Raw genomic sequence first — 23,018 nt, 5'->3', positions numbered from 1 at the left:
CAGCCCGACCCGAGAGGACAATCGGCTTTATGGTTTGTTCTGTCGACACAGGATCGCGGGCTGCGGCAGGCAGCAAGATTGCCCGAATGCCCATGATCTTGATGTGCCTTTCCTCACGTTAGGGCAATCGCAAGACCTTTCCCCATATCGTCCTGTGGAATTCTTCAAAGATCGGAATGGAAGCGTCAGTGAATACGAAGGTGGGATGCCAGGGGTGCAGGAGCAGTGAACCGCTTCCGTTCGACTTCACCATGGCTTTCCACCCGATCGTGGATCTCGACCGGGGCGTCGTCTGGGGTTACGAGGCGCTGGTCAGGGGAACGCAGGGGCAACCCGCAGGGCAGATCCTGAGTCAGGTCGACGAGGGCCGGCAATACAAGTTCGACCAGGCCTGCCGCGTCAAAGCCATCGAACTGGCAGGCCGTCTCTTCCCGAGAACCGATGAGACACGGCTTTCCATCAACTTCATGCCGAACGCGGTCTATGAGCCTGCAGCCTGCATCAGGACATCCCTCGAGACCGCTCGCCGTGTGGGCTTCGACACCAGGCGGATCATGTTCGAATTCACCGAAAACGAGCGGATGGTGGACACCAAGCACGTCGCCCTCATCATTGCGGAGTACAAGCGCCTTGGGTTCATCACGGCCATCGACGATTTCGGCGCAGGGCATGCGGGCTTGAATCTCCTCGCCAATCTCCAGACCGATCTCATCAAGATCGATATGGAGATCATCCGCGGCGTCACGGATTCCGCCGCGCGTCAGGCCATCATCGCGGGCATCCTGGTGATGGCGCGCGCCCTCGATATCACGATCATTGCCGAGGGCATCGAGACGGAGGCGGAACTCGCCACGCTGCGCGACGCCGGCATCGACCTGTTCCAGGGTTTCCTCTTCGCCAAGCCAGCCCTCGAAGATCTTCCGACAGTTTCGCTCCGCACCTGATCCACCCTGCGAACAACACGAACTCGGCAGTTGACGTAACGGTCGTGTCCCACTAGGAGAATTGTCCCGGCCGCCAGCCGCCGCCACTCTTCCAGTGTCCGTCGGCTCTCATTCCTGCCCTTTCCTGCCGCTCCAGCCGCTCCAGCCGCGTGGTTGGCGCTCCCTGTCGTTCGAGTACAGCAGCGGCAGCCCTTCAGGCAGGTCTTTTCGAGAACCCTGCGCAGCACGTTCGGAGCAGCCACAGACGCTGCGGCACGCTGCCTTCCGGCGATACGTCCATGAGAACATTCGAAACGGGTCTGTTCCTCAACAGAATCCCCTTTGTGAAAACGGGTTCGGGTCCCGCCCCCATCGTCGTCCTGAACGGCGGCCAAGCCTTCGTCAGACGTCCAACGCCTGCCCGTGTCCAGCGGGACGCCGAGCGCATTGCGCGCCTGCTGCCCGCAGGCCGATCGGTCTATGTGCTGGGCTACGATCCTGCGCCTTCACCCGATTATTCCATCGGGACGATCGTGAGGGATGTCGCGCAGATCCTTCGAGAGGAGATCGGCCCCGCGACCGTGATAGGCGTCTCGTTCGGCGGCTTCGTCGCCGCGCGGCTCGCGGCGGATCACCCCGATCTCGTGAAGGAGTTGATCCTGATGGTGAGCGCGCACCGGTTTTCGCCGGAGGGGCGCCGCAGCATCGACCGGCAGATCGCATGCGCCTGGGCCGGAGACTTCGAGGGATTCTTAGACGAGTTCGGCCTGGTCTTTCGCCGCCCCTGGCTCAACTGGCTGATCCGTCTGCGGTTCAGGCAGGAGCGGAAGCGACTGCATGAGACGATGAACGATCCTGCCGTGATCGTCCGCGGCCTCAACGCCGTTGCGGGAGAGGATTTCGGCGGCGATCCGTCATGGCTCGCCCGCATCGCAGCGCCGACGCTCATCGTCGGTGCGACGCGCGACCCATTCTTCGACGTCGCTGCCCTCGAAGAGACGGCGCGGCTCATCCCGTCCGCACGGCTGCACCTGTTCGAGAATGAGACGCACATGCTTCCCGTCGAGCGGGCCAGGGACGTGACGAAGGTGATCACGCGGTTTCTTCGGATGCAGCAATGCGCGAAGAGCGGCGGCTCCGGTTAGAGCCACTGCACAGCGCTCCATCTGATCTCTCCACGTCATCACCGGCCTTGTGCTGGTGATCTCGATTGGAACAGCGTAGCGCCCCACAGGATCAAGATGGCCGGGACAAGCCCGGCCATGACGGGGAAAGTTTCACCCGGTCGCATCTCACCTCCTCCCCACACGGAGAACGAGAGCTTCTCCATCAATCGCTCACATGCACCAACACATGGCGCTTCTTGCCGGCCGTCAGCTTCAGGGCTCCATCGGCAAGATCCGCCGCGCCGACCTGGGCATCCGCGTCCTGCACGACACTTCCGTTGAGCCTTGCTCCGCTGTTGAGCACCAGGCGGCGCGCCTCGCTCTTGGAGCTTGAAAGGCCCGCAAGAACGAGAAGCTGCGCGACGGTGACGCCCGTTTCGAGCTCGGATCGGGCAAGACCGATGCTCGGAAGCCCGGATGCGTTCTCTCCCTCCTCGAAGGCGCGGCGCGCGATGTCGGCGGCGTCCCGTGCCGCCGCCTCCCCGTGGGCGAGCCGTGTTGCCTCGCTGGCGAGAATCCGCTTCGCCTCGTTGATCTCCGACCCTTTCAGCTGGCCGAGGCGATGCACCTCGTCGAGCGGCAGCTCCGTGAAGAGCCGCAGGAAGCGCGCGACATCGTCGTCCTCGGAGTTGCGCCAGAACTGCCAGAATTCGTAGGGGCTCAAGCGGTCGGCGTTGAGCCACACCGCGCCGCTGGCCGTCTTGCCCATCTTCGCCCCGGCCGAGGTGGTGAGCAGCGGCGTCGTCAGCCCGAAGAGCTGGCGCTGGTCGATGCGACGGGCGAGCTCGATGCCGTTGACGATGTTGCCCCACTGGTCCGAGCCCCCCATCTGCAGCTCGCAGGCATGGTGGCGCGCCAGTTCCAGGAAGTCGAAGGCCTGGAGCACCATGTAGTTGAACTCGAGCAGCGTCAGGGGCTGCTCGCGCTCCAACCGCTGGCGCACGCTGTCGAAGCTCAGCATCCGGTTGATCGTGAAATGGGTGCCGAAATCGCGCAGGAAAGGCAGGTAGCGCAGCGGATCGAGCCAGGCGGCGTTGTCCACCATCACCGCATCGGTCGGCCCGTCGCCGAAGGTGAGGTAACGGGAAAAGACCTGCTTCAGGCCCGCAGAATTCCTGGCGATCTGCTCGTCGTCGAGCAAAGGCCGGCTCGCATCGCGAAAGCTCGGATCGCCGATCCGCGTGGTGCCGCCGCCGATGAGCACGACAGGCTTGTGGCCGGATTTCTGGAGCCAGCGCAGGGCCATGATCTGCACGAGGCTGCCGACATGCAGGCTGTCGGCCGTGGCATCGAAGCCGATGTAAGCAGCAACCGGCCCGGCCGAGAGCCGCTCGTCGAGGGCATCCAGGTCCGTGCATTGGTGAATGAAGCCGCGCTCGGTGAGCGTCTTCAGGAAATCGGATCGTAGGGTCGTCATAAGGGTCTCCCTGGAGCTTGCGGAAACCGCTGCCCGGAGACCTGATCACCAAATGAAGATGCCGCCGGAGAGCGGCGGCATCGAACGTCTGGTCGCAACCGAACGGAGCCGCCCTATGGGGACGGCGTAAAATAATTCGTGAAGCTGTGGCGACCGGTGATCATGGGGTGATCTTATGGATGTGAGGCCGGATCGTCAATCGGCCTCAGAAATATGCCTTCAGATTCCGCCGCACCCGCTCCAGCACCGGCACGTCTTTCGGCGGCAGAGCAAAGGTCTGGCCCGTGATGCGCTCATAGGCATCGATGTAGACGCGTGAGGTCTCCAGCACCACGTCCTGCGGGATCTCGGGGATCTCGTCCTTGTAGGGATCGCAGCGGGCGACGACCCAGGTGCGGATGAAATCCTTGTCGAAGCTCTCCAGGCCTCTCGCCGACCTCGAAGCGCTGTTGGTAGCTCTCCAGGAACCAATAGCGGCTGCTGTCAGGCGTGTGGATCTCGTCGGCGATCATGATCTTCCCGCTCTCGTCGATGCCGAACTCGTATTTGGTATCGACGAGGATGAGGCCGCGCTCGCGGGCCATCTCCCTGCCCTTCGCGAAGAGCGCGAGAGCATAGTCGGAGACCGTTCGCCACTGCTCCTGGCTCAGGAGCCCCTGCTCGACGATCTCGGCAGGCGTGAGGGGCTCGTCGTGGCCACCGTGGAAAGCCTTGCTCGTCGGCGTGATGATGGTCTGCGGCAGCCTCGCATTGTCGCGCATGCCTTCGGCCAAGCGGATGCCGTACATCTCGCGCTGGCCGGCCTTGTAGAGGGAGAGGATCGAGGTCCCGGTCGTGCCGGCGAGATAGTCGCGCACCACGATCTCGACCGGCAGGATGGTGAGCCTGCGGCCAACCAGCACGTTCGGATCCGGATATTCGATCACGTGGTTGGGGCAGATATCCGCCGTCGCCTCGAACCAGAACTTGGCGGTCTGCGTCAGCACCTGCCCTTTGAGCGGGATGGCGGCCAGATTCTGATCGAAGGCGCTGATGCGGTCCGACGCGATGATGATCCGGCGTCCGTCCGGCAGGTCGTAATTGTCACGCACCTTGCCGCGATAGTGGTTCGGCAGTTCCGGGATGGTCGCGTCCTCGAGGACGTAACCGGCATAAGCTCCAAGGGCTGCTTTATCCACCATGCTCACCTGCCAAGGGATACGAGGGCCTCCCTTGGGAGGCGGCTGGGCGGAGTTCTAGACTGAAATCGCGCGTGTGCTAGGCCCTGTCAGCGAAAAACCTGCCCTGTCCACGAGAACAGGCCTCATTCCAGGCCCTACTGGCCAGCCCTGGCATCCCGGCGGTAGGTGGCGTTGAGACCAGACAGGGTCACGGAGGTCTCGTAGCCCTGGGCGTCGATGATGGTCCATTGCTTGAGCGCATTGGCCCGGCTGTCGAAGCGCAGAGTGATCTTCGACGTGCCGCCGAGGGTCGCGCTGTCGTCGAACCGGACCGTCACCATGCCGTCGCGGCCCACCTGCACGTCACGGACCTTGGTGTCCCGCGACAGGTCGATGTTGTCCTGGACCAGGAATTTCAGGGGCGTCTGCCCGACGGGATAGACATCGTTGGTGCCGAGCTTCTTGTCGCGGATCGCCACGTTGCGTCCATCCGAGACCACCTCGAGAGTGCTCGGCGGAGCATAGGCGAAGTGGAACTGGCCCGGCCGGCGCATGGAGAGCGTGCCTTCGGCCTGCTGGCCGTTCGGGTTCTTCTGCACGAAATAGGCCGACATCACGTCGAGGCTGTTGAAATAGGCATTGACCCGGTCGAGAGCCTCCTCGGGCGTGCGGGGCCCGGGCGGCGACGTCGGCGTCGGCGTGGAAGACGGCGCGGCGACGGAGGTCGGAGGAGGTGCGGACGGCGCCGGGGTGGACCGGGCAGGCTTTGGCGGCTCCGCCACCTTGGCCGGGGGCGGCGGGGCGGGTTTGGCCGGCTCGGCCGCCTGCACGGGCGCTTCGGTCGCAGGCTTCTGCGGTTCGGGGGCGGCCGGTTTCGCCTCCACCTTCTCGGGAGTGGGCGCCTGCGGCTCCGGCTTCGCTGCGGTTTGAGGCGTGGGTTGGGGCTGTGGTTGAGCAGTCCGCTGTGGCGGCGTCTTAGGCTTCTGCACCGTCGCCTTCGGCTTGGGAGCCTGCTGCGGCTGCGCCTGAGGGCGTGGGGCAGCCGGCGGCTGGGGTGCGGCCTGCGGCGCAGTCTGCTGCGAAGCGCTGGCGGCCGGGGCCGAGGGCTTCTTGAAAACGCCGTCGAGGAAGCGTGTCAGGGGGTCGGAAGGCTGCTGGGCAACGGCGGGAGATGCGCACGCGAGAGCGACGGCAAGACCAAGAATGCAACGCACAGACGAATTGAGCATGACGCCACTGCTAACCTGAAAAATCACCGATGCCCGTGCGCAAAAGCACGGCGCAGCAATGCTTTATGGCTTGGATAAGAGGCTGAATGAAGGCAGGAGCCTTGCAGGCAAAAGCGAGTCGTGTCTAGCGCATCGTGCGGACCTGGAGGGCCGCGTCAGCGAAAAGTGGACCCGGTTTCCGCCCGAACGATGCGCCTGCCAAGAGGAGCATCCATCCGATGCTCTAGAGCGAACGCACCTCATCTCAGGCGGCATCAGCCAGTTCGTCCTCATCCGCCATGGGGCGAGCTGGCGCTGGCCGGGGCTTCGGAGAGCGCGGGCGGGACGGTTGCTTCTTCTTGCCCTTGGCGGGCTTCGCCTTGCCGTTCATGCCTCGCCACCAGCCCTGCCAGCTCCACGCACCGGGGCCCGTCAGGCCGTAGAAAAGCAGACCGGCCAGAACCCCGAGATGAGACAGAAATACCGCCTGCTCGGCCTGGCGGTTCAGGCCGCCATAGTCCCAGAAGCGATGCAGGGTGCCTGTCGTCACTACCAGCGCCGCAATGAGAACGGAGGCGCTCAGACGCGGCGCGATCCCGAAGATCAGGGCCAGCGGCCCGAACACCTCGGCCAGAATGATCGCAGTCGCCACCACATCGCCATAGGGCATGCCCTTCAGGGTCAATGCGGCGGCAAGCCCGGAGATGTTCGAGAGGCGCCCGATGGCGACCGGCAGAAAGCAGCCTGCCAGCAGGAGGCGGTTCAGCAGCAGAATTCCATTGACGCCCGCGCTTCTGTCCTCGCCCATGCCTTCGCCCTCCAACTCGTCAGTTCCGGCGGCGCCGGGGATCGGCCGGCCGCCTGACGAGCATTTGAGACAGAGGTTCTTAACCCGTTCTTAGCGGCGGGCCACGATTCACTGGTCTTCAGAGCCTGAGGTTCCTTTCCCGGAGCATGGTCTCCCAGCGCAGGGTGTGGTCCACGATGGTGGCGAGATCGTCATGGCGCGGCTCCCATCCGAGCCTGGAGCGGATGCGGGACGGATCGGCCACGATCGTCGCCGGATCGCCGGCTCGCCGTGGCCCGATCCGTGCGTCCACCGATTTGCCCGAGACCTGTCGAACCGTCTCGATGACCTCGGACACGGAATAGCCGTGCCCGTAGCCGCAGTTCATGACGAGGCTCTCGCCACCCTCATCCAGATGGGTCAGGGCCTGCATGTGGGCCGCGATCAGATCGCTCACATGGATGTAGTCCCGGATGCAGGTGCCGTCCGGCGTCGGATAATCCGTGCCGTAGATTTCCATGTGCGATCGCATGCCGAGCGCCGTCTGGACCGCCACCTTGATCAGATGGGTGGCATTCGCCGTCGACTGGCCGTGGCGCATCAGCGGATCCGCCCCCGCCACGTTGAAGTAGCGCAGGACCACGTAGCGCATGTCATGAGCCGCCGCGACATCGCGCAGCATCACCTCCGTCAGCTGCTTCGAGCTGCCGTAAGGTGACAGGGGTCCCAAAGGCGCATCCTCATCGATCGGCTTGTCGGAGGTGTCGCCGTAGACGGCGGCCGTCGACGAGAACACGAACTTCCGAACGCCCGCAGCAACGGCCGCCGCCATGAGGGAGCGGCTCTTGACGGTATTGTTCAGGTAATAGCCGAGCGGATCGGACACGGATTCCGGCACGATGAGCTTCGCGGCGAAATGGGCGATGGCATCGATCCGATGCTGCTGAAGCGTCCGAAGGACCAGCTCGTAATCGCCCACGTCGCCGACGACGAGAGGTACGCCGTCCGGAACCGACCAGCGGAAACCGGTCGACAGATTATCGAACACGACCGGCTTGTGGCCCGCATCCAGCAGCGCCAGAACCATATGGCCGCCGATATACCCTGCCCCGCCTGTTACGAGAACGTTCATGGGATCTCCTGAAAAACCCTGCTCAACTTTTCGCCATGCTGGCTTTATTGGCTCTGAATTTCTAGATCAGTTTGATCCCAAGGGAAGGCCAGCGGGTCGATTTTGAAAGGATGCAGGATGGATGATCGCAAGGAATACTGGTGGGTTCATCATGACGGCACGGTTCAGCCGGCCGAGGTCGGCTTCGTCGGCGGAATTCCCATGAGCTTCAGGTTCATCGGAACGGCCGGCAGCATTGCCGCCGCATCGGCCGAACTGATCGAGCGCCTGCCTGCACCTCCGACACCCGTCATCAGACCTCATGTGCCCCAACCGCCGACCACCCAACCGCAGCGGAGAGGCTCCTGGCTGTGGTTCATCGGCATTCTCCTGCTGATCCTTGTCGCCCAATGCTCGGGACAGCTTTTCGATCTCCTCAAATGATCAAACGCCTGCGCAACCTGATCCATTTGGATATTAGGGCATTACCAAAAGGATTCCTCCCATTCGAGGTAGGCTTATACTTCAACAGCATTACACCTATTCATGACATCCGATTCATTAACTCCGAATTGCCCCACGAGTATAAAATAGATCCATTTCACTTTGGGTAATATGCCTATTTAATTCTGAGTAATCAGGCCGATACCGCAGAGGAAAACGCCCCGATGCTCATGACTTCAAGCGAGACGGAAGCCAATCCCGTCTCGAAGACCCGAATGGGTAACCTGCCCTTGTGGCAGCGTCGCTTTTGCAGATTTCTAGCGCCACACATCTGAACACCGCCGCTCTGCCGGCGGTCACCCCAGAACAATCGGCTTTCGCAATGCGCGCACTGGAGACGTTCCGGTGACGATGACGCTCGCGATCGAGCTGACACGCACACATTTGGATTTGCAAGGACATTATCATGATCTTCAATGTCGATACGCCAACCGGCGATGCCACAAAAGACATGGCGGCCATCAATAGCGCTATCGCGGCCGCAAACGCGTATTATAAATCTCATCAATCGGAAGGTCAGGTCACGGTTCAGCTTGCCACCGGAACGTATATGGTGAGCGGTGACCCAACGAACCCTTCCAAGGGTGCAGTTGAGCTCATGTCGGGCGTTGCTCTTGTCGGCGCGGGCACACGCGATTCCACGATCAAGCTAGTTGATAATTTCAATGAAAGAATCAATGGCATCGTGCGGACGGAACTAGAGACCGTCGAGAATGTCTCGATGTCCAATCTCGTCATCGACGGCAATCGGGAGAACAATACTGGACACCAAGCAGGGTTCATCTGCGGCATCAAGGAGGACGGCACCGGCCGCACCCAGTCCGACATCACCATTGATAACGTAGAGGTGATGAACTGTACGGCCTATGGGATTAACCCGCACGAAGTCACATATGACCTAACGATCATGAATTCCGAGTCTCACAACAACGGACTTGATGGCTTCGTGGCGGACGCGGTTGTGGGTGGCCTTTACGAGAACAACATCGCCTACGACAACGATCGACACGGCTTCAACATTCAGAACGAAACGACGAACCTCGTTCTCAAGGATAACGAAGCCTACGGTAACGGCTACCTGTATATGTACCAGGGCGCTCTGGCCGGAGGCGCCGGACTCACCATCCAGCGCGGCAACATTCCTCCCGCGGGCTCGATGGAGATCCCCTGGGTATCCGACATCGAGATCATCGGCGGCTCCTATCATGACAACGGCAAGGAAGGCATCCTTGTCAAGCTGTCGGAGCAGATCACCATCACGGACGTCGCCATCTACGGCAATGAGCGCCAAGGCGTTAAGATTGAGGGATCGACCGATGTGACGGTTCAGGACAGCCGTATCTCCAACAACTCGCAGGAACTCGACGGTAAGTATGACGAGATCAACATCCGCGAGCGCTTCGACGACGATTACTCGCAGAACACCTACTATTCCCACAACACGCAGATCCTGAACAATCAGATCTCCTCGACTGGGAACGTCAATTCCCGCTACGGCGTCCGCGAGGAGCCGACCAACGACGATGCCGGCCCGACCGGCACAAACGTTTCCGGAAATACGATCAGCGGCATGGACTCAGGTGATATCTCGGTCCCAGGTTACATCTGGACCGGCAATGCGGGCGATAACGCCATTGCCGGCACCGAGGGCGCCGATACCATGGCCGGCGCCGCGGGCAACGATGAATACACGGTCAACCACTCGGGCGACCTGGTCATCGAGAATGTTGGAGAGGGAACGGATCATGTTTATTCCTCCATTACCTACACCCTGACCTCCAATGTGGAAAACCTGACTCTGACGGATACGGCCACCGTCAACGGATATGGCAACGAACTCGATAATCTGATCGTCGGCAACGTGGCCAACAATACGCTGAAGGGCGGTGACGGCCAGGATACCTTGATGGCGCCGCCGGCGCGGACAGCCTCGATGGCGGCAACGACCACGACACGTATTATGTCGACAACGTGGCTGATCTGATCGTCGAGAAAGCCAGCAAGGACGCAAGTGGTAACGAACTGGGCGGTTATGATCGGGTGTTCAGCTCGGTCAGCTACGTCCTCTCTGCTCAGGTAGAGGAACTGACGCTCACGGGTTCGGCCAACCTGAATGCCACCGGCAACACGGGTGCGAACGTCCTGAACGGCAATGACGGCGACAACGCGCTCGACGGCCATGGCGGCGCCGATACAATGAACGGCGGACTGGGCAACGACACCTACTATGTCGATCACAGTGGGGACGTTGTGAACGAGGCTGCCGGAGCCGGAGGCGGAGTCGACACGGTGATCAGCTCGGTGTCCATTTCGAGCACCAAGCCTCTGGCGGCCAACGTTGAGAACCTCGTGCTGACGGGGCTTGCCACCGAAGGCACGGGTAACGGGCTAGACAATGTCATTACAGGCAATGCTCAGGACAATAAGCTGTATGGCCTTGACGGCAATGACACGCTCGACGGTGGCGCGGGAGTGGACTCGTTGACGGGCGGTGCGGGCGACGATGTGTTCATCCTCCGCAAGGGTGAGTTCCAGGGCGACACGATTGCCGATTTTACCGGCAACGACGCGCTGGCAGGCGACCGAATTGAATTCGTCGGCTTCTCCAGTCAGGCGATCCTGTCCTATGTCGGGAACGGTACCTGGACAGTCACCGACGGGAGCTACTCCGAAAGCTTCCGCGTCTCCAGCGGGGCTAAGGTTCACGCAAGCGATCACAATCTTCTGTCGGCACCAGGCCCGATCCTGAATGGGGATGCCGGTGACAACGAGATCACCGGCACCTCCGGGGCCGATACGATGAATGGAGGAGCGGGCGACGACATCTACCACGTCAATCATACGGGCGACGTGGTGAACGAGGCTGCCGATGCCGGAACCGACACGGTGATCAGCTCAATCTCCGTTCCCCTCGACAGACCACTGGCTGCCAATGTCGAGAACCTTACGCTGGGTGTTCCTGCAGATGCGACGAAACCTGACCTTCAGGGTGCGGGAAATGGGCTCAACAATGTCATTATCGGCAACGATCACAATAACAAGCTGTACGGCCTTGTCGGCAATGACACGCTCGACGGCGGCGCGGGAGCCGACTCGTTGTATGGCGGTGCGGGAGATGATGTCTTCATCCTCCGAAAGGGCCAGTTCGCGGGTGATACGATTTTCGACTTCACCGGCAACGGCGGGTTGGCAGGCGACCGGATCGAGTTTGTCGGGTTCTCCGGTCTGGCGGTCCTGTCATATGCCGCGAACGGGATCTGGACCGTTAATGACGGAAGCTACTCCGAGAGCTTCCACGTCTCCGGTGGCGCTCCGATTCATGCAAGCGATCACAACCTTTTGACGCCGCCCGAACCTGTTTTGACAGGTGACGACGGTGACAACGAGATCACCGGCACCTCCGGGGCCGATACGATGAATGGAGGAGCGGGCGACGACATCTACCACGTCAATCATACGGGCGACGTGGTGAACGAGGCTGCCGATGCCGGAACCGACACGGTGATCAGCTCAATCTCCGTTCCCCTCGACAGACCACTGGCTGCCAATGTCGAGAACCTTACGCTGGGTGTTCCTGCAGATGCGACGAAACCTGACCTTCAGGGTGTGGGAAATGAGCTCAACAATGTCATTACCGGCAACGATCACAATAACAAGCTGTACGGCCAGAGTGGCAATGATACGCTCGACGGCGGCGCGGGAATGGACTCGTTGACGGGCGGTGCGGGCGATGATGTGTTCATCCTCCGCAAGGGTGAGTTCCAGGGGGACACGATTGCCGATTTTACCGGCAACAACGCGCTGGCAGGCGACCGGATTAAATTCGTCGGCTTCTCCAGTCAGGCGACCCTGGCCAACGCCGGGAATGGGAACTGGACCGTTACAGACGGGAGCTACTCCGAGAGCTTCCGCGTATCCGGTGGCGCTCCGATTCATGCAAGCGATTACACCCTTGTAACGCCGCCCGACCCCGGCACTCCTGGCGGCACCGGCACTCCTGGCGGCACCGGCACTCCTGGCGGCACCGGCACTCCTGGCGGCACCGGCACTCCTGGCGGCACCGGCACTCCTGGCGGCACCGGCACTCCTGGCGGCACCGGCACTCCTGGCGGCACCGGCACTCCTGGCGGCACCGGCACTCCGAGCGATCCCGGAGTTCCCACAATTCCGACTGAAACCCGCAACGGCACGTCCAAGGGGAACACCCTCACCGGCAATGACAACATCAACATCATGAAGGGTCTAGGCGGCAACGACGTGATCAAGGGCCGTGGCGCGGATGACAAGCTCTACGGCGGCACTGGACACGACAAAGTCTATGGCGACAACGGTGATGACTGGCTCTACGGCGACAGCGGCAATGACCTGGTTTATGGCGGTCTTGGCAAGGATCGTGTCTATGGCGGCGCCGGCAACGACAAGGTCTATGGCGACGCCGGCAACGACCACGTGAATGGCGGCGGCGGTCGCGACATGGTCTACGGCGGTTCCGGCGACGACGTGATCGATGGCGATTCCGGCAACGACATCCTTTACGGGAATGCGGGCAGCGATGCCTTCGTGTTCAGCGACAAACTCGGGACGCCCAGCACGGATCGCAAGGTCAACTTCGACACGATCAAGGACTTCAGCGTCACGTCCGACAGCCTCTGGCTCGACAACGCGATCTTCAGGAAGCTGGGAAGCGGGACGTCATCCAATCCGGGACAGTTGAACAAGGAGTTCTTCGTCACCGGCACCAAGGCGCGTGAGAAGGACGACTACCTGATCTACAACAAGAAGACGGGCGTCCTCAGCTACGATGCCGACGGGTCGGGATCCAAGGAGGCCGTGGAATTCGCGCAGCTCTCGAAGAACCTCAAGCTGACCTACAAGGACTTCTTCGTGATCTAACGCGGCGGAATGAAAGAGGGCCCCGGCCAACGGCTATGGGGCCCTTTCTTTTTGATCTTTTGAGCAGAGCAAGAATGCGGCCGGCTTAAGCCGCTTCAGGATCGCTCGCTCACATGAGCTGCCCCTCAGCGGACGGCGGCGAGCCGTACCGGTTCACGGCTGCGTGTCTGCTCAACGCGCTGACCCAGCACGGTCGAGAGCTGCGCGGCGGCCGTCGAGGCTCGTTCGCGCACGGCGGCGTCCACGAGTGTGCCGTCGATGAAATTGCTCTCGCTCGCATAGACGGCGGTCGGGATGGTGAGCGCCTCGAAGAAGCCGAAAAGCGGGCGCAGGTAGTGCTCGACCACGAGAGCGTGGCGCAGCCCACCGCCCGTCGCGGTCAGCAACACGGGCACGTCCCTCAGAGCGTCGGGCTCGACGAGGTCGAACAGGTGCTTGAACAGGCCCGTATAGGATCCCTTAAAGACGGGGGTTCCCACGATCAGGGCATCCGCGGTCTCGATGTCCCTGAGGACGCGGGCGGCGTCCGGCGCCAACTGCGTGCGCGAGAAGGCACCGCCGAGACCAGGTCCGATTTCCACCAGATCGTGAACGACGAAGTCGACCGATCGAGTCCGCCCGATCTCGGCACCGATCGTTTCGACAAGAGACCGTGTCTTGGACGGGCGGCGGAAGCTGCCGGCGATGCCGACAATCCGAGGGTGCGTCATGGAGAACCCTTTCTGATGCGAGGCGTCCTTTGCCCCGCAGCACCTTGGCATCGGATCCAAATGTGGAATCCATTTTGGAATTGATCCGATGTTCCTTTTCCTGGCTGACGCATCGCTCGGCGCGAACTGATGGTCCGCGTCAGTGAAAAACCGTGTCCACTTTTCCGCGCAATGCGCTAGCGTCTGATCACGCGGCGCAAGTTGCTCACCTTAAGTCACCGCGGTTTTCGCAGGCTCCTGAGCCCTGAAAACAGAAGCAGGTTCATCCGCGATATCCGCTCTGTCAACGCAATTGTTCTTTAAACCGAACAAAAAGAAAAATTTTCTCTTTTGCAGTGCTTTGGGAGATTCTGCCGCGCGAGGTGCATCCGGCTTCGACCGAAGCGGGTCGGGCCGCCGGTCCCAAGGGACCAAAGGCAGTGGATCGAAGTTGAGCGATCAGAACGACAGGTGACAATCCACGGAAGGATCTGTAAGGACAATCCTGTTTCACGTCAAAAAAGAAACAAATAATCTATTCCACATTAGAAAGATGCGAAATGGCTGCCCATGGAGCCCTGGACCTGATCGGAAAAACGCCTCTCGTCGAGGTGACGAGTCTGGACACCGGTCCGTGCAGGCTCTTCCTCAAGCTTGAGAGCGCCAATCCCAGCGGCTCCATCAAGGACCGTCCGGCGCGCGCCATGATCGAAGCGGCGGAAGCCGACGGACGCCTGAAACCGGGCGGCACCATCATCGAGGCGACAGCCGGCAACACCGGCGTCGGCTTGGCGCTGGTCGGCGCCAGCAAGGGCTACCGCACGCTCCTCGTGGTGCCGGACAAGATGTCCCGGGAGAAGGTCCTGCACGCCAAGGCCCTGGGCGCCGAAGTCGTCATCACCCGGTCCGATGTGGGCAAGGGCCACCCGGATTATTACCAAGACCTCGCCCAGGCGATCACCGGCAGGACGCCCGGCGCCGTCTACATCAACCAGTTCGAGAACCCCGCCAACCCGGCCGCCCACGAGGCGAGCACCGGCCCTGAGATCCTGGAAGGAATGGAAGGCGACGTGGATGCCGTCGTGGTCGGCGTCGGCTCCGGCGGCACCCTCACGGGTGTCGGGCGCTATCTCAAGAAGGCTTCGCCCAAGACCGCCATGGTGCTGGCAGATCCTGCAGGCTCGATCCTCGCCCCGCTGGTCGAGACCGGACAGATGACCGAAGCCGGCTCCTGGGCCGTCGAGGGGATCGGCGAGGATTTTGTCCCGCCGAACTGCGACCTCTCGCTGGTGAAGAAGGCCTATTCCATCGGCGACAAGGAGAGCTTCTCGGCAGCGCGCGAGCTCCTGCGCAAGGAGGGCATTCTGGCAGGTTCCTCCTCCGGCACCCTCCTCGCGGCCGCCTTGCGCTATTGCCGCGAGCAGACGGAACCGAAGCGGGTCGTCACCATCGTGTGCGATACGGGCGCCAAGTACCTGTCGAAGGTGTTCAACGATGCCTTCATCGCGCAGGAAGGCTGGCTGGACCGCAAGACGACCGGCACCGCGCGCGATGTGGTGATCAATCCCTTCGGCGAAGGCGCGACCATCTTCGTGTCGCCCAGCGAGACCCTGCGCTCCGCTTTCGCCCGCATGCGTTCCTCCGACATCTCGCAGCTGCCGGTGATCGAAGACGGTCATGTGGTCGGGCTCATCGACGAAAGCGACATCCTCGATGCGCTTGTCGCCAATGAGGGCGCTCCCCAGAGCGTCTTCGACAAGCCGGTGCGCGACGTGATGGTGTCGCGCCTGCAGACGATTTCCGCCGATGCTCCCGTCAAGGAGCTTCTGCCCCTCTTCGCAGCCGGTCTCGTGCCGGTGATCATGGATGGCGACACCTTCGTCGGTCTCGCCACCCGCATCGACCTCATCAACTTCTTCCGGATCAAGGCCTCATGACCGCCCGCAACCAGCTCGATTTCGCCACCCGCTGCATCCATGCAGGCCAGTCGCCGGATCCCACCACGGGTGCGGTGATGATGCCGATCTACGCCACCTCGACCTTCGCGCAGGAAAGCCCAGGCGTTCACAAGGGCTTCGAATATGCCCGCTCGCAGAACCCGACCCGCATGGCCTTCGAGCGATGCATCGCGGATCTCGAGGGCGGCACCGCGGCCTACGCCTTCTCATCCGGACTCGCGGCGAGCGCGACCGTGCTCGACATGCTGGAGCATGGCTCGCACATCGTGGCCTCCGACGATCTCTACGGCGGCACGCGTCGCCTCTTCGAGCGCGTGCGCAGGAAATCGGCCGGGCTCGACATAACCTATGTCGATCTTGGGAATCCGGATGCGGTGAAGGCGGCTCTGCGTCCCAACACCAAGTTCGTCTGGGTCGAGACGCCCACCAACCCGCTCCTGAAGCTCGCCGACCTCGAAGCCATCGCGGCCGCCACGCGCGGGCACGGCACCTGGCTCGTCGCCGACAACACCTTCGCCAGCCCTTGGGTGCAGCGCCCGCTCGAATTCGGCTTCGACATCGTCGTGCATTCCACGACAAAGTACCTCAACGGCCATTCCGATATGGTCGGCGGTGTCGTCATCGTGGGCCAGAATGAAGAGGTTCGGGAGAAGATCGCCTTCCTGCAGAACGCCGTCGGTTCCGTCTCCGGACCCTTCGACAGCTTCCTGGCCCTGCGCGGCCTCAAGACGCTCTCACTGCGCATGGAGCGGCACTGCACCTCGGCGCTCAAGATCGCCCAGTTACTGGATAGCCATCCAGGCGTGGACGGCGTGATTTATCCGGGCCTCGCCTCGCATCCGCAGCACGAGCTGGCCAAGCGCCAGATGCGCGGCTTCGGCGGCATCATCACCGCCCGCATCAAGGGCGGCCTCGACGGCGCGACACGCTTCCTGGAGCGCTGCCAGCTCTTCACGCTCGCCGAGAGTCTGGGTGGCGTGGAAAGCCTGATCGAACATCCGGCGATCATGACCCATGCCTCCGTGCCGCCGGAGGTCCGGGCCGAGCTCGGCATCGACGATGGCTTGGTGCGTCTGTCGGTCGGCATCGAGGATGCGGACGACCTGATTCAGGATTTGCGCTCGGCGCTGTCGTAAGCGATTAGCTCCTTAGTCGTGGTCCCGTGCCTCGAAACACGCGCTCGTCATCACCGGCCTTGTGCCGGTGATCTCGATCGATTGAGGCGCAACGCTCTTCCTAATCGGGATGGCCGGGACAAGCCCGGCCATGACAGGAGGGTGTCATTCCCAGACGGAGCGTCAACGGAGGGGAAGGGAATCCCCTCCCACGCCCAGCGTAATGGATCCAGTTTCCTCGCCTGCGGCTCGCCGAGGATGACGAGGACCGTCACGCAACCGGCGAGAACCGCCCGACGAGCTGGTGACGGTCACCAGGATAGGTGATCCTCGCCTCGGTCACGAAGGCGCCCGCCTGCCAGGTGCGCCGCTCCAGCACGAGACAGGCGGTTCCCGTTTGAACCTGTAAACGCTTCGCCATCGTGCTGTCCGCATTGACGGCGCGCACGATGTGCTCCGCATCCGTCCACGGCACGCGCCGCAGCAGCCATGTGCCCGGCGGATCGTCCTTGAACGCCTCCTGGTCGGCTTCGGGCACGGTGGCCAGGTTGATCAGGCGCTGCTCGAAGGCTTGCGGCACGTCATCCATGACGTGAAGCGTGGAGAGGCAGAGCATCTTCGTCTCCACCGGCAGACCGGTACGCTGTGCGGCGGCGGCATCGATGGGTTCGATGGAGCGGTGCAGGATCTTGAAGCGATATTCGATGCCGGCCCGCGCCGCCTCGAGGGCGAAATCCTGGATCTGCAGCACGGCCTGCTGGCTGCTCGGCTCCGCCACCACCGAGCCCGCCCGGCGTCGCCGCGTGATGAGGCCGTTGGCGGCGAGCGTCGACAGCACCTTGTTCACCGTCATGCGCGAGCAGCCGTACTCGGTCATCAGCTCGTGCTCGTATGGAATGCGGTGGCCCGGGGACCACTCGCCCGACATGATCCGGGCCTCGATATCGTCGCGGATGCGCTGGTGCAGATGTTTCATGCCGCCTTCAATCTTCTCTCATGCCAGGATGCGGGCCATGGCACGTCCGTAGCGAGCGCGGAACGTTTCACGGTGGATGTGCCGGCCGCTCCTGACAACGGCATTGCCCGCAACAAACACCGTGTCGATGGCAGCCTTGCCCGCGACGAACACGTAAGAATCGATCCAGCGGTCCCCTGAGACGGCGGCGAGGTCCGGGTGGCCGGCATCGAGCACCACGAGATCGGCGCGCTGCCCTGCCTCGATGGCTCCGATACGACGGCCGAGCGCCTGAGCGCCGCCTGCCAGCGCCCTGTCATAGAGGCTGCGCCCAGTCGATTGCCCCTCGTGCTCGGCCAGGACATTGCGGGCGCGGTGCTTGAGGCGCTGACTGTACTCGAACTGCTTGAGCTCCGCCGACGCCGAAATCTCGATGTTGGAATCAGACCCGAAGCCGAACCGGCCTCCGGCTGCGAGATAATCGACACCTTCGAAGATGCCGTCGCCGAGATTGGCCTCGGTGATCGGGCACAGGCCTGCCACCGCGCCGCTCATCGCGATGCCTTTGACCTCCCGCGCATCGAGATGGGTTGCGTGGATCAGGCACCAGCGCCGGTCGACAGGCGCGTGGTCGAGCAGCCATGCGACGGGGCGCTGGCCAGACCATGTCAGGCAATCCTCGACCTCCTTCACCTGCTCGGCGATGTGGATGTGGATCGGCCCCCCGCCGGCCAGCGGCACGACATCGCGGAGGCTCTCGGGCGTGACGGCGCGCAGGCTGTGCGGCGCGACGCCGATGACGGCATCATCGAGCTCGGCCACGGCCTTGCGAGCACCTTCGAGCAGCCGGGCATAGCTGTCCACGTCATTGATGAAACGCCGTTGGCCCTCAGTCGGCGCCACGCCGCCGAAGCCGCCTTGCGCATAGAAGACCGGCAGGAGTGTCAGGCCCATGCCGGTCTCCTGTGCCGCAGCCGCGATACGATGGGAGAGCTCCGCGATATCGGCATATGGGCGGCCGTCGACATCACGATGCAGATAATGGAACTCGGCGAGCGCAGTGAAGCCCCCTCGAGCATTTCCATCATGGCGAAGGCCGCGATGGCCTCCACATCGTCCGGAGTGAGTGAGCCGAGGAACCGATACATGACCTGCCGCCAGGTCCAGAAGCTGTCCCCTTCCGGTCCTCGGGTTTCGGCAAGCCCCGCCATGCCGCGCTGGAAGGTATGAGAGTGCAGGTTCGGCAATCCGGGAAGCACAATCCCGGCGATGCGCTCGCGTCCGTCGGCGGAGGCCTTCGCATGGACGGCGAGGATCATCCCGCCGTCGATGTCGATTCCGACATTCTCCGCCCAGCCATCCGGCAGAAGGGCGTGATCGAGAATGAGCCTGCGCATGCTGACACCTTCACTGTCGATGGCGCCGGACCACAGCCGCCAAAAAGCCATGCCGACGCCGGACCATCAGAGCCGATCGAATACGTCTAGACAATATCGATCTTTCGCGATTATGTATAGACATTATCGCAACCTCACCGGAGCAGGAACATGCGCTTCGACCGGGTCTGGTTCAATGCTCGCCTTGCTACTCTGGCCGGTGACGGTCTCGGCATCGTCGAGAGCGGAGCCGTTGCCGCCAAGGATGGTCGGATCGCCTTTGCCGGACCGGCGAAGGATCTCCCGACCGGTTGGGATGCGGCCGAGCGGATCGACTGCCAAGGTCGCTGGATCACCCCCGGCCTCGTCGATTGCCACACCCATCTCGTCTTCGGAGGCGACCGGGCGCATGAGTTCGAGCTGCGGCTGAACGGCGCGAGCTACGAGGAGATCGCCCGCGCCGGCGGGGGCATCGTCTCCACCGTGAAGGCCACCCGCGCAGCAACCGAGGATGAGCTCGTCGCCAGCGCCCTGCCCCGCCTCGACCATCTCATCGCGGAAGGCTGCACCACCGTCGAGGTCAAGTCGGGCTATGGCCTCGACCTGCAGACCGAGGCCCGGTCCTTGCGCGCCGCGCGGCGTCTTGCCGACGTGCGCCCCGTATCCATCACGACCACCTTCCTCGGCGCCCATGCCCTGCCGCCGGAGGCGAACGGCGACAAGGAGGCCTTCATCGACAAGGTCTGCCACGAGATACTGCCGGCGCTTGCCTGCGAAGGACTAGTCGATTCGGTCGATGCCTTCTGCGAGGGCATCGCCTTTTCCCCTGAGCAGACCGCCCGCGTGTTCGACGCCGCCAAGGCGCACGGCCTGACGATCAAGCTCCACGCCGACCAGCTCTCCAACCTGCACGGCGCGAAGCTCGCCGCAGACCACGGCGCCCTCTCCGCCGATCACCTCGAATACACCGACGAGGATGGGGCCGCGGCGATGGCGAAGGCGGGCACGGTCGCGGTGCTGCTGCCGGGCGCTTTCTACATGCTGCGCGAGACGAAAGCGCCGCCGGTCGCCGCCTTCCGTAAAGCAGGCACGCGCATGGCACTGGCAACCGATTGCAACCCCGGCACCTCGCCGCTGACATCGCTCCTGCTCACCATGAACATGGGCGCGACCCTGTTCCGCATGACGGTCGAGGAATGCATCGCCGGCGTCACGCGAGAGGCGGCGCGTGCTCTTGGAAAGCTTGACGAGATCGGCACGCTGGAAGTGGGCAAGTCGTGCGATCTCGCAATCTGGAACATCGAACGCCCGGCGGAGCTCGTCTACCGCATCGGATTCAACCCGCTTCATGCCCGTGTCTGGAGAGGACAGTGACTCAAGAAGTAATGCTTCATCCCGGCTCCGTTTCGCTCGCCGATTGGCGCCACGTCTATTTCGGTGCCGACGTCGCGCTCGATCAGGATTGCCGCCCGGCTATCGAGGCCGGCGCCAGGACCATCGAGGCCATCGTGGCCAAGGGTGAGCCGGTCTATGGCATCAACACGGGGTTCGGGAAGCTCGCGAGCGTGCGCATCGGCACCGCCGATCTCGCGACTCTCCAGCGCAATATCGTGCTCTCGCACGCGGCAGGCGTCGGTGAGCCCCTGCCGATTGCGGCGGTGCGGCTCGTCATGGCCCTCAAGCTCGCCAGCCTCGCTCAAGGAGCGTCGGGCGTGCGCTGGTCCACCATCGAGCACCTGACGGCTTGCCTGCGCGCCAACCTCATTCCTGTCATTCCCGGGCAAGGATCGGTGGGGGCCTCGGGCGATCTGGCTCCCCTCGCCCACATGACGGCAGCGCTCATGGGCGTCGGCGAGTTCTTCGTCGACGGCGTGCGCATTCCGGCAGAAACAGCTTTGGCACAAGCGGGCCTCGCGCCGTTGGCGCTTGGTCCGAAGGAAGGTCTGGCGCTTCTCAACGGCACGCAGGTCTCGACCGCGCTCGCGCTGGCCGGCCTGTTCGAAGCCGAGCGCGTGTTCCGCGCCGCGCTCGTCACAGGCGCACTGGCGACCGATGCCGCCAAGGGGTCGGATGGACCATTCGACGAGCGTATTCAAAAGCTGCGGCGTCACCGCGGGCAGATCGAGGTCGCCGCATCCTTGCGCGCGCTGATGCAGGGCAGCGCCATCCGGGCGTCTCACCTCACCAACGACGACCGCGTGCAGGATCCCTATTGCCTGCGCTGTCAGCCGCAGGTGATGGGCGCCGTGCTCGACCTGCTGCGTCAGGCCGGCGAGACGCTCGGCACCGAGGCGAACGGCGTATCCGACAACCCGCTCGTCTTCGCGGAGACCGGAGAGGTCATCTCCGGCGGCAACTTCCACGCGGAGCCGGTGGCCTTTGCTGCCGACATGCTCGCCATGGCCCTCTGTGAGATCGGCTCTCTCGCCGAGCGGCGCATCGCCATGCTGGTCGACCCGGCCCTGTCGGGCCTTCCCGCCTTCCTGACGCCGAAACCCGGGCTCAATTCCGGCTTCATGATCCCACAGGTGACGGCGGCGGCTCTCGTGTCGGAGAACAAGCAGCGCGCCTACCCGGCGAGCGTGGACTCGATCCCGACCTCCGCCAACCAGGAAGACCATGTCTCCATGGCGACCCACGGGGCAAGGCGTCTCCTCCCGATGGCGGCGAATACTGCCAACGTCATCGGCATCGAATTGCTCGCCGCGGTCCAGGGCTGTGACTTCCACGCCTCCATGAAATCGAGCGAGCGCCTCGAGAGTGCCCGCGCGCTGCTGCGCGCGAAAGTTCCGCATCTCGATGACGACCGGCACATGGCGCCCGACATGCAGCAGGCCACGGCTCTCGTTGTTTCCGGCGCCCTTGCGGAAGCCGCCGGCGTCGACGTGCTGCCGCTCGTGACCGATGAGGTTCGAGCATGAGCGAGCATCCGGACTGGCTCACTGTCGTCCGTGGAGAAGCGCCGCTCGTGGTGAGCTTGCCGCATACCGGAACGGCGATTCCCGCCGCGTACGAACGCGGCCTCGTCTCGCCCTGGCTGGCGCGCAAGGATGCGGATTGGTGGATCGAGCGACTCTACGATTTCGCCGCCGACCTCGACGCAACCGTGATCCGCACCACGATCTCCCGCACGGTGATCGACGTGAACCGCGACCCGTCCGGCGTCTCGCTCTATCCGGGACAGGCGACAACGGAGCTGTGCCCCACCACCACCTTCGACGGCGAGCCGCTCTACGAGCCGGGAACAGAGCCGACGGAGGACGAGATCGCCGAGCGCCGCGTCCGTTTCTTCGATCCCTATCATGCGACCGTTCACGCGGAGATCGACCGGCTGCGGGCACGGCATGCCACAGTCGTAGTCTATGATTGCCACTCGATCCGCTCGGTCATACCTCGCCTGTTCGACGGCACCCTGCCTCATTTCAACATCGGCACCAATGGCGGCACCACCTGTGCCCCATCCCTGAGCGACGCCATCGAGAAGATCTGCATCGGCAGCGGCTTCAGCCATGTGGTCAACGGTCGGTTCAAGGGTGGCTACATCACGCGCAGCTTCGGCGATCCGCGGGCCGGTATTCATGCCGTCCAGATGGAGCTTGCCTGCCGCGGCTACATGAAAGAGCCGCCCGGCCCTGTAGCGGAAGGCGAGTGGCCCAGCGCCTACGACGAGGATTATGCCGCGCCCATGCGGACGGCACTCGCCCTCATTCTTCAAACCTGTCTCACCTTCGCCCGTTCCAAAGCCTGACCCGAGGA

16 protein-coding genes and 2 pseudogenes are annotated in these 23,018 nt (G+C 63.1%); 10 read left to right on the top strand and 8 right to left on the bottom strand.

The features are described from left to right. Nucleotides 1–176 precede the first annotated feature (176 nt). Both ACD578_RS04260 and ACD578_RS04255 read left to right on the top strand, forming a co-directional pair. A complete protein-coding gene (locus ACD578_RS04260; RefSeq protein WP_404291167.1) occupies nucleotides 177–944 on the top strand; it encodes an EAL domain-containing protein in 768 nt (255 codons plus the stop codon). Nucleotides 945–1,222: 278 nt separating this feature from the next. After that, the gene (locus ACD578_RS04255; RefSeq protein ID WP_404291165.1) at nucleotides 1,223–2,068 is read left to right on the top strand and encodes an alpha/beta fold hydrolase; all 846 of its coding nucleotides are present in this window, start codon (nucleotides 1,223–1,225) and stop codon (nucleotides 2,066–2,068) included. Between the two features lie 184 nt (nucleotides 2,069–2,252). Here ACD578_RS04255 and tyrS read toward each other — a convergent pair whose 3' ends face one another. The 5 genes and pseudogenes from tyrS to galE form a co-directional block, all read right to left on the bottom strand. Further along, a complete protein-coding gene (tyrS, locus tag ACD578_RS04250; protein ID WP_404291163.1) occupies nucleotides 2,253–3,506 on the bottom strand; it encodes a tyrosine--tRNA ligase in 1,254 nt (417 codons plus the stop codon). A gap of 205 nt (nucleotides 3,507–3,711) precedes the next feature. Further along, a pseudogene (locus ACD578_RS04245) lies at nucleotides 3,712–4,687 on the bottom strand (phosphoribosylaminoimidazolesuccinocarboxamide synthase). A gap of 134 nt (nucleotides 4,688–4,821) precedes the next feature. Beyond that, nucleotides 4,822–5,895 carry an outer-membrane lipoprotein carrier protein LolA gene (locus ACD578_RS04240; RefSeq protein WP_404291161.1) on the bottom strand — a complete coding sequence of 358 codons (1,074 nt, stop codon included), beginning with the start codon at nucleotides 5,893–5,895 and terminating at the stop codon, nucleotides 4,822–4,824. Between the two features lie 244 nt (nucleotides 5,896–6,139). Continuing rightward, entirely contained in the window at nucleotides 6,140–6,682 is a 543-nt protein-coding gene (locus ACD578_RS04235) for a DoxX family protein (RefSeq protein ID WP_404291159.1), read from the bottom strand. A gap of 118 nt (nucleotides 6,683–6,800) precedes the next feature. Beyond that, on the bottom strand, nucleotides 6,801–7,793 hold the full coding sequence (gene galE, locus ACD578_RS04230; protein ID WP_404291157.1) for a UDP-glucose 4-epimerase GalE: 993 nt from the start codon (nucleotides 7,791–7,793) through the stop codon (nucleotides 6,801–6,803). 117 nt (nucleotides 7,794–7,910) lie between these two features. On the opposite strand from galE, the gene ACD578_RS04225 reads away from it, so the two are divergent. From ACD578_RS04225 to ACD578_RS04215, 3 genes are all read left to right on the top strand, one after another. Beyond that, complete coding sequence (locus ACD578_RS04225; protein WP_152717967.1) at nucleotides 7,911–8,216, top strand: hypothetical protein; 306 nt, start codon at nucleotides 7,911–7,913, stop codon at nucleotides 8,214–8,216. A gap of 466 nt (nucleotides 8,217–8,682) precedes the next feature. Next, a complete protein-coding gene (locus ACD578_RS04220; RefSeq protein ID WP_404291155.1) occupies nucleotides 8,683–10,260 on the top strand; it encodes a hypothetical protein in 1,578 nt (525 codons plus the stop codon). Beyond that, a complete protein-coding gene (locus tag ACD578_RS04215) occupies nucleotides 10,248–13,169 on the top strand; it encodes a hypothetical protein (RefSeq protein WP_404291153.1) in 2,922 nt (973 codons plus the stop codon). Before ACD578_RS04220 ends, ACD578_RS04215 begins: the two co-directional genes overlap by 13 nt. Before the next feature lie 125 nt (nucleotides 13,170–13,294). Here ACD578_RS04215 and msuE read toward each other — a convergent pair whose 3' ends face one another. Further along, complete coding sequence (gene msuE / locus ACD578_RS04210) at nucleotides 13,295–13,879, bottom strand: FMN reductase (protein ID WP_404291151.1); 585 nt, start codon at nucleotides 13,877–13,879, stop codon at nucleotides 13,295–13,297. Nucleotides 13,880–14,418: 539 nt separating this feature from the next. On the opposite strand from msuE, the gene ACD578_RS04205 reads away from it, so the two are divergent. After that, entirely contained in the window at nucleotides 14,419–15,795 is a 1,377-nt protein-coding gene (locus ACD578_RS04205) for a pyridoxal-phosphate dependent enzyme (protein ID WP_404291149.1), read from the top strand. Continuing rightward, nucleotides 15,792–16,952 carry a cystathionine gamma-synthase gene (locus ACD578_RS04200; protein WP_404291147.1) on the top strand — a complete coding sequence of 387 codons (1,161 nt, stop codon included), beginning with the start codon at nucleotides 15,792–15,794 and terminating at the stop codon, nucleotides 16,950–16,952. The genes ACD578_RS04205 and ACD578_RS04200 overlap by 4 nt, the downstream gene beginning before the upstream one ends. 250 nt (nucleotides 16,953–17,202) lie before the next feature. On the opposite strand, the gene hutC is transcribed toward ACD578_RS04200, so the two are convergent. Further along, the gene (gene hutC / locus ACD578_RS04195) at nucleotides 17,203–17,907 is read right to left on the bottom strand and encodes a histidine utilization repressor (protein WP_152714374.1); all 705 of its coding nucleotides are present in this window, start codon (nucleotides 17,905–17,907) and stop codon (nucleotides 17,203–17,205) included. An 18-nt stretch (nucleotides 17,908–17,925) separates the two neighbouring features. Then, nucleotides 17,926–19,283 (bottom strand): annotated as a pseudogene (locus ACD578_RS04190) (formimidoylglutamate deiminase). A 150-nt stretch (nucleotides 19,284–19,433) separates the two neighbouring features. On the opposite strand from ACD578_RS04190, the gene hutI reads away from it, so the two are divergent. The 3 genes from hutI to hutG are packed head-to-tail and all read left to right on the top strand — an operon-like array spanning nucleotide 19,434 to nucleotide 23,010. Further along, entirely contained in the window at nucleotides 19,434–20,636 is a 1,203-nt protein-coding gene (gene hutI / locus ACD578_RS04185) for an imidazolonepropionase (protein WP_404291145.1), read from the top strand. Between the two features lie 11 nt (nucleotides 20,637–20,647). After that, complete coding sequence (hutH, locus tag ACD578_RS04180) at nucleotides 20,648–22,183, top strand: histidine ammonia-lyase (RefSeq protein WP_404293692.1); 1,536 nt, start codon at nucleotides 20,648–20,650, stop codon at nucleotides 22,181–22,183. Beyond that, a complete protein-coding gene (hutG, locus tag ACD578_RS04175) occupies nucleotides 22,180–23,010 on the top strand; it encodes an N-formylglutamate deformylase (RefSeq protein ID WP_404291143.1) in 831 nt (276 codons plus the stop codon). The genes hutH and hutG overlap by 4 nt, the downstream gene beginning before the upstream one ends. Nucleotides 23,011–23,018 lie beyond the last annotated feature (8 nt).

It is taken from the genome of Microvirga sp. RSM25 (genome assembly GCF_044784385.1).
GTDB lineage: Bacteria > Pseudomonadota > Alphaproteobacteria > Rhizobiales > Beijerinckiaceae > Microvirga > Microvirga tunisiensis.
The sequence above is the reverse complement of the archived record's forward strand: the minus strand, read 5'-3'. Positions and strand labels throughout refer to the sequence as shown.